Below are 5064 nucleotides of genomic sequence, written 5' to 3'. Positions count from 1 at the left end.
TCGCCGCTGCACGCAGCTGTTTTCCAGTTCGCGACAGGCGCGCTGGATCATGTCCTCGGTGATCGGTATCTCGCGGCCCTGGGCGTCGATGATCGAACCGCCCACCGGCTGGTCCGGGGCGGGGCGTGGGGAATCGCGGCGCGGGGCGTTGTCGTGGGTCGGGTGCAAGCTCATGGCCAAACTCCTCATCGAAAGCTGCTGCAGTCTAGGCAGAATCACATGAAGACCCGGTGACAGAGCATCGGGTGAAACGACTGCCGAAGCCGCGGGCTTGAGCCGGGCGGCGGGGGCGGTGAATGCTTGTTATGAGCCGGTCCCTCCCGGACCTGGTGTGTCGTGGGAAAGTCCTTTGAGGTTGAGTATGGACGGATTTCACCTGGGCCTGATCATCAATCCGCTGGCCGGTATCGGCGGCGCCGCCGCGCTCAAGGGTAGCGACGGCGTCGCCGCGCAGGCCCTGGCGCTGGGGGCCACGCCGCGCGCGGCGGAGCGCACGCGCCTGGCCCTGGAGGCGCTGCTGCCGCTGCGCGAGCGCCTGCGCTTCCTGACCTTTCCGGGGCCGATGGGCGGCGACCTGCTGGCCGACATGGGCTTTGCCTTCGAGGTCATCGGCGAACTGGCCCGCGAGACCAGCAGTGCCGAGGACACCCGCCGCGCCGTGACCCTGCTGCAGGACGCCGGGGTGGCGTTGATCCTCTTCGCCGGCGGCGACGGCACCGCCCGCGACGTCGCCGCGGTGGCGCGGGAAAACCAGCCGGTGCTGGGCATTCCGGCCGGGGTGAAGATTCATTCCGGGGTCTATGCGATCAGCCCGCGTGCGGCCGGCGAACTGACCCGGCGCCTGGTGGAGGGCGGCCTGGTGCGCCTGGCCCAGGGCGAGGTGCGCGACCTCGACGAGGCCGCGCTGCGCGAGGGTCGGGTAGCGGCGCGCTGGTACGCCGAGCTGACGGTGCCGGAGGAGGGCCGCTTCATGCAGCACGTGAAGCAGGCCGGGATGGAGACCGAGGAACTGGTGCTGGTGGACCTCGCCGACTGGCTGCGCGACACCTGGGAGAACGACGTGCGCTACGTCTTCGGCCCCGGCTCGACGCTGCACGGCCTGGCCCGCGAGCTGGGCCTGGAGACCACCCTGCTGGGCGTGGACGTGATCGAGAACGGCGAGGTGATCGCCCTGAATGTCACCGAGCAGGAGCTGTTCGCCCTGGTCGACGACTATCCCAGCCGGCTGCTGGTGACGGTGATCGGCGGCCAGGGCCACGTGATCGGCCGCGGCAACCAGCAGATCAGCCCGCGGGTGCTGCAGGCCGTCGGCCTGGAACACCTGCGGGTGGTGGCCACCAAGCGCAAGCTCGGCACCCTGGAAGGCCGGCCGCTGCTGGTGGACAGCGGCGACCCGGTGCTCGACGCGAGCTTCCCCGACGTGCTGCGGGTGTGGGCCGGCTACAAGGAAGAACTGCTCTACCCGGTGGCTGAGGCGCTGTAGCGGCCCAGCCCGAGGAAGCGCGCCAGCGGCGCGATACGCGACAGCAGGCAGCGCTCCAGCAGCCAGACCAGCAGCAGCGAGGCGCCCAGCAGCGGCAGGTACAGCCCCAGCAGCACCAGCACGGCGAAGGCCGGCGCCGGGTAACGCGCGCCACCCAGGGCCGCCGGCGCGCCCAGCAGGCCCTGCGGCCGGCGCCGCCACCAGAGCACCAGGGCGCTGAGCGCCAGGCAGACCAGGCCGAGGGTGGTGAACAGCCCGAGCGCCTGGTTGGCCCAGCCGAACAGCTGGCCTTCGTGGGCCGCCACGCCATAACCGATGACGCGATCGAGCAGCGGCCGCTGGGCGAAGTCGACGCGCTCGAGCACAGCGCCGCTCTGCGCATCCAGCACCAGGTTGACCCGCTGCGGGCGGTTCGCCGCGTCCGAGCGCGCCGTCCACTGCGCCGCCATGCCCGAGGGCGGTGCCAGCAGCACCGGGGCGGGCAGGTTCAACGCCCGAACCGTGGGCAGCATCCGGTCCAGGCTGGCGTAGTCCGGCGCCGCTGGCGGCATAGCGGGCATGCCGGGCATATCCGGCATGGCCTGGCGCATGCCCGGCATGTTGGCGTGCTCGTCGCCCGGCGCGGTGTTCTGCGCGCGGCGCCGGGACATTTCCTCGGCGCGGCCGGTGGTCCAGTCCTGCTGCACCGCGTGCTGCGCCGACCATTGCCGGACCTGCTTCAGCGCGCCGCCCCAGAAGGTCGCCCAGGGCAGGCCGCTGAGGATCAGCAGCAGGGCCAGCAGCGACACCCAGAACCCGGTCACCCCGTGCAGGTCGCGCCAGAACAGGCGTCCGCGCTGGCCCGGGCGTGGGTAGAGCACGCCGCCCAGGCGGCTGCCGCGCGGCCACCAGAGGTACAGGCCGGTGACCAGCAACAGCACCGTCCAGCAGGCCGCCAGCTCCACCAGCAGCGAACCGAGGCGGCCCATCAGCAGTTCGCCGTGCAGGTGGAACAGCAGGCGGCTGAAGCGCTGGTCCTCGGCGACCTTGTGCAGTACCTGCGCGCTGCTCGGGTCGACATACACGCGGTACAGGCTTTCGCCGCTGCCGACCAGCACCTGGGCGGCGTCGTGCGGGCCCTCCGGCAACTGGTAGGCGTTCAGCCGCGCGCCGGGCACGGCGGCCAGGGCCGCGCGCACCTGCTCGCTGGGAGGCAGGCGTGTGGCGTTGGCGTCCACCTGGTTGTAGGGGCTGTCGAGCCACGCGTCGATCTGCGGGCGGAACAGGTACACCGAGCCGGTGAGCGACAGGGCGAGGATGAACGGGATGCAGAACAGCCCGGCGTAGAAGTGCCAGCGCCAGATCAGGCGGTACAGCGCGGCGCGGGAGGGGGTGGTGGCGTGCATGGCGGCCCTCAGTAGTCGTAGCTCAGGCCGAGGAAGGCCGTGCGCTGCGGGTAGGGGTGGCTGACGTAGTATTTCTCGTTGCCCAGGTTGTCGACCCCGGCCGAGGCGGTCAGGTGCTCGTCGACGCGGTAGCTGGCCTTGACGTCGAACACGCTGTAGCGGCTGATGCCGCCGTAGGTGTCGTGGTTGTCGTCGCTGTTCAGCAGGGTGCCGTAGGCGGCGCTGGCGTAGCGGTAGCCGAGGGCGTAGGTCAGGCGCGCATCCTGGTGGTAGACGGCGGAAAGCCGGGCGCGCCAGCGCGGGATGCGCGGGTAGTCGTTGCCTTCGGCGGCCGGGGTGAGGGCGTCCTCGAGAATCCGCGCCTGGGTCCAGGTCAGGCTGGCCGACAGGTCCAGCCCGGCCAGGCCGACGTCCCTGGCGTCCAGCGCGCTCTCGATGCCGCGCAGGCGGGCGCGGTCGATGTTGTCGACGCGGGTGACGTTGGGGCTGACGCTGGTGTCGGTCTGCGCGAACAGCGCGTCGTGGCGTTCCTCCTGGAACAGCGAGACGCGCAGCAGGTAGCGGTCCCAGCCGTATTGCGTGGTCCAGTCGTAGGAGCGCACGTCCTCGGGCTTGAGGTCGGGGTTGTTCTGCACCAGCTGGGTGCCGCTGTTGATCTGCTGGAACAGCTCGCCCACGGTCGGGTAGCGCACCGCGCGGCCGAAGGAGAAGCGCGTCTGCAGGGCCTCGCTGATGTCGAAGGCCAGCGCCGCCTTGGGCGAGATGTCGTTGCGCTGCTGGTCCTCGTAGCGCGCCACCTGCGGGGTGGTGGTGGCGTCGCGGTTGAAGCCGTCGAAGGCTTCCCAGTGCTCGGCGCGCGCGCCCAGGGTCAGGCTCCAGCGCGGGGCGAAGCGCCAGGCGTCCTGCAGGTACAGCGCCTGGGTGCGGGTTTCGCCGCCGGAGGCCGCGACCTTGGCGCCGTCGCCGCCGGAGCGCCAGTCGGCGAGCTGGTAGGTGCGCTGCTTCAGCAGGTAGTCGTCGATGTGGTAGCCGAAGGTCACCTCGTGCGCCTCGGGGCGCCAGATGCCGCGCAGCTCGCCGGTCTGCCAGCCGGTGCCGTCCTGTACCTGGCGGGTGCCGGCCTGGCTCTGGCCATAGTTGGCGGCGGTGCGGGTGGCGGAGTCGAGGTAGCGGTAGTCGCTGACCGAGGCCTGCCAGTCGAAGAGGCCGCCGCTGTGGCTGGCGAAGGACAGGCCGTTGAGCAGGTGCAGCTCGTCGGTGCGGCTGGGGTTGAGGCCGGAGACCTTGTACGCGTGGCCGTCGATGTTGACCGTGCCGTTGTACAAGGTGCGCCCGCCGGCGTCCTTCAGGTAGCTGTCGACGCCGGTGTGCGAATCGTTCGACCACAGGCCCAGGGTGTAGACGGCGCTGACGTCGTCATTCAGGTCCAGGCCCAGTTTCAGCTTGCCCTGGTCCTGCTGGGTGTGGTCGATGGCGTAGCCACCGAACACCAGGCGCTGCTTGCCGTTCTGGTCGGTGTCCTGGTGCGCGCCGCTGGCGCTGGGCGCGCCGGTGCTCGGCGCCTTGCTCGACAGGCCGGCGGTGGCATAGCTCATCGGCTGGCCCTGGCTGTCCAGGTGGTCGTAGGACACCCAGACCGACAGCGGGCCGCGGCGGTCGCCGGCGGCCAGGCTGACGTCGCCGGTGGCGTAGTCGTCATGGCTGCCGTAGAGCGTGAAGTCCTGGCGCGCGCCGGTGATCGCGGCGTGCAGCTCCGGGCGCGTCGGCATGCGCGTCTCCAGGGTCACCACACCGCCCAGGGAGTTGCCCGGGTAGAGCGCGCTGAACGGGCCGTAGAGCACGTCGACGCGGGAAATCTCGGCGGGCGTCACCAGGCCCCAGCGCGGCGGGAAGCTGTAGCTGTTGCCGAGCAGGTTGGAGAGCAGCAGGTCGTCGGCGTAGACCAGCGACTGCGCGCTGGAGATAGTGCCGGTGGTGCGCGTGGCGAGGATGCCGTTGCGGTCGCCGATGTAGCGCTCGCGCACTTCGAGGCTGGGCAGGTACTTCAGGGCCTGGGCGGCGGTCACCAGGTTGGTGCTCTCGCGCAGCTGTTCGGCGCTGCGGCTCTCGACCACGGCCGGGGCGCTGGCGAGGGCGGCGGGTAGGGCGCCCTGGCTGTCGGCGCTGACCACCACGTCGGCCAGTCGGGCCGGGGTT

At 71.2% G+C, this 5064-nt stretch carries 4 protein-coding genes; 1 reads left to right on the top strand and 3 read right to left on the bottom strand.

Going from position 1 to position 5064, the window contains the following annotated elements; all coding sequences use genetic code 11:
* The coding region (locus tag P3W75_RS31815; RefSeq protein ID WP_346429845.1) for a PA1571 family protein at positions 1-174 on the bottom strand (174 nt) is incomplete at its 3' end.
* A 187-nt stretch (positions 175-361) separates the two neighbouring features.
* On the opposite strand from P3W75_RS31815, the gene P3W75_RS00770 reads away from it, so the two are divergent.
* Positions 362-1483, top strand: a complete 1122-nt coding sequence (locus P3W75_RS00770; protein WP_276225458.1) for an ATP-NAD kinase family protein — start codon at positions 362-364, stop codon at positions 1481-1483.
* Here the strand turns inward: P3W75_RS00770 and P3W75_RS00765 are convergent.
* Both P3W75_RS00765 and P3W75_RS00760 read right to left on the bottom strand, forming a co-directional pair.
* On the bottom strand, positions 1459-2868 hold the full coding sequence (locus P3W75_RS00765; protein WP_276225457.1) for a PepSY-associated TM helix domain-containing protein: 1410 nt from the start codon (positions 2866-2868) through the stop codon (positions 1459-1461). The genes P3W75_RS00770 and P3W75_RS00765 overlap by 25 nt on opposite strands.
* A gap of 8 nt (positions 2869-2876) precedes the next feature.
* Positions 2877-5064, bottom strand: a 2188-nt coding sequence (locus tag P3W75_RS00760) for a TonB-dependent receptor (protein WP_276225456.1), incomplete at its 5' end; no start/stop codon positions are given.

It is taken from the genome of Pseudomonas citronellolis, from assembly GCF_029335315.1.
GTDB lineage: Bacteria > Pseudomonadota > Gammaproteobacteria > Pseudomonadales > Pseudomonadaceae > Pseudomonas > Pseudomonas citronellolis_A.
The sequence above is the reverse complement of the archived record's forward strand: the minus strand, read 5'-3'. Positions and strand labels throughout refer to the sequence as shown.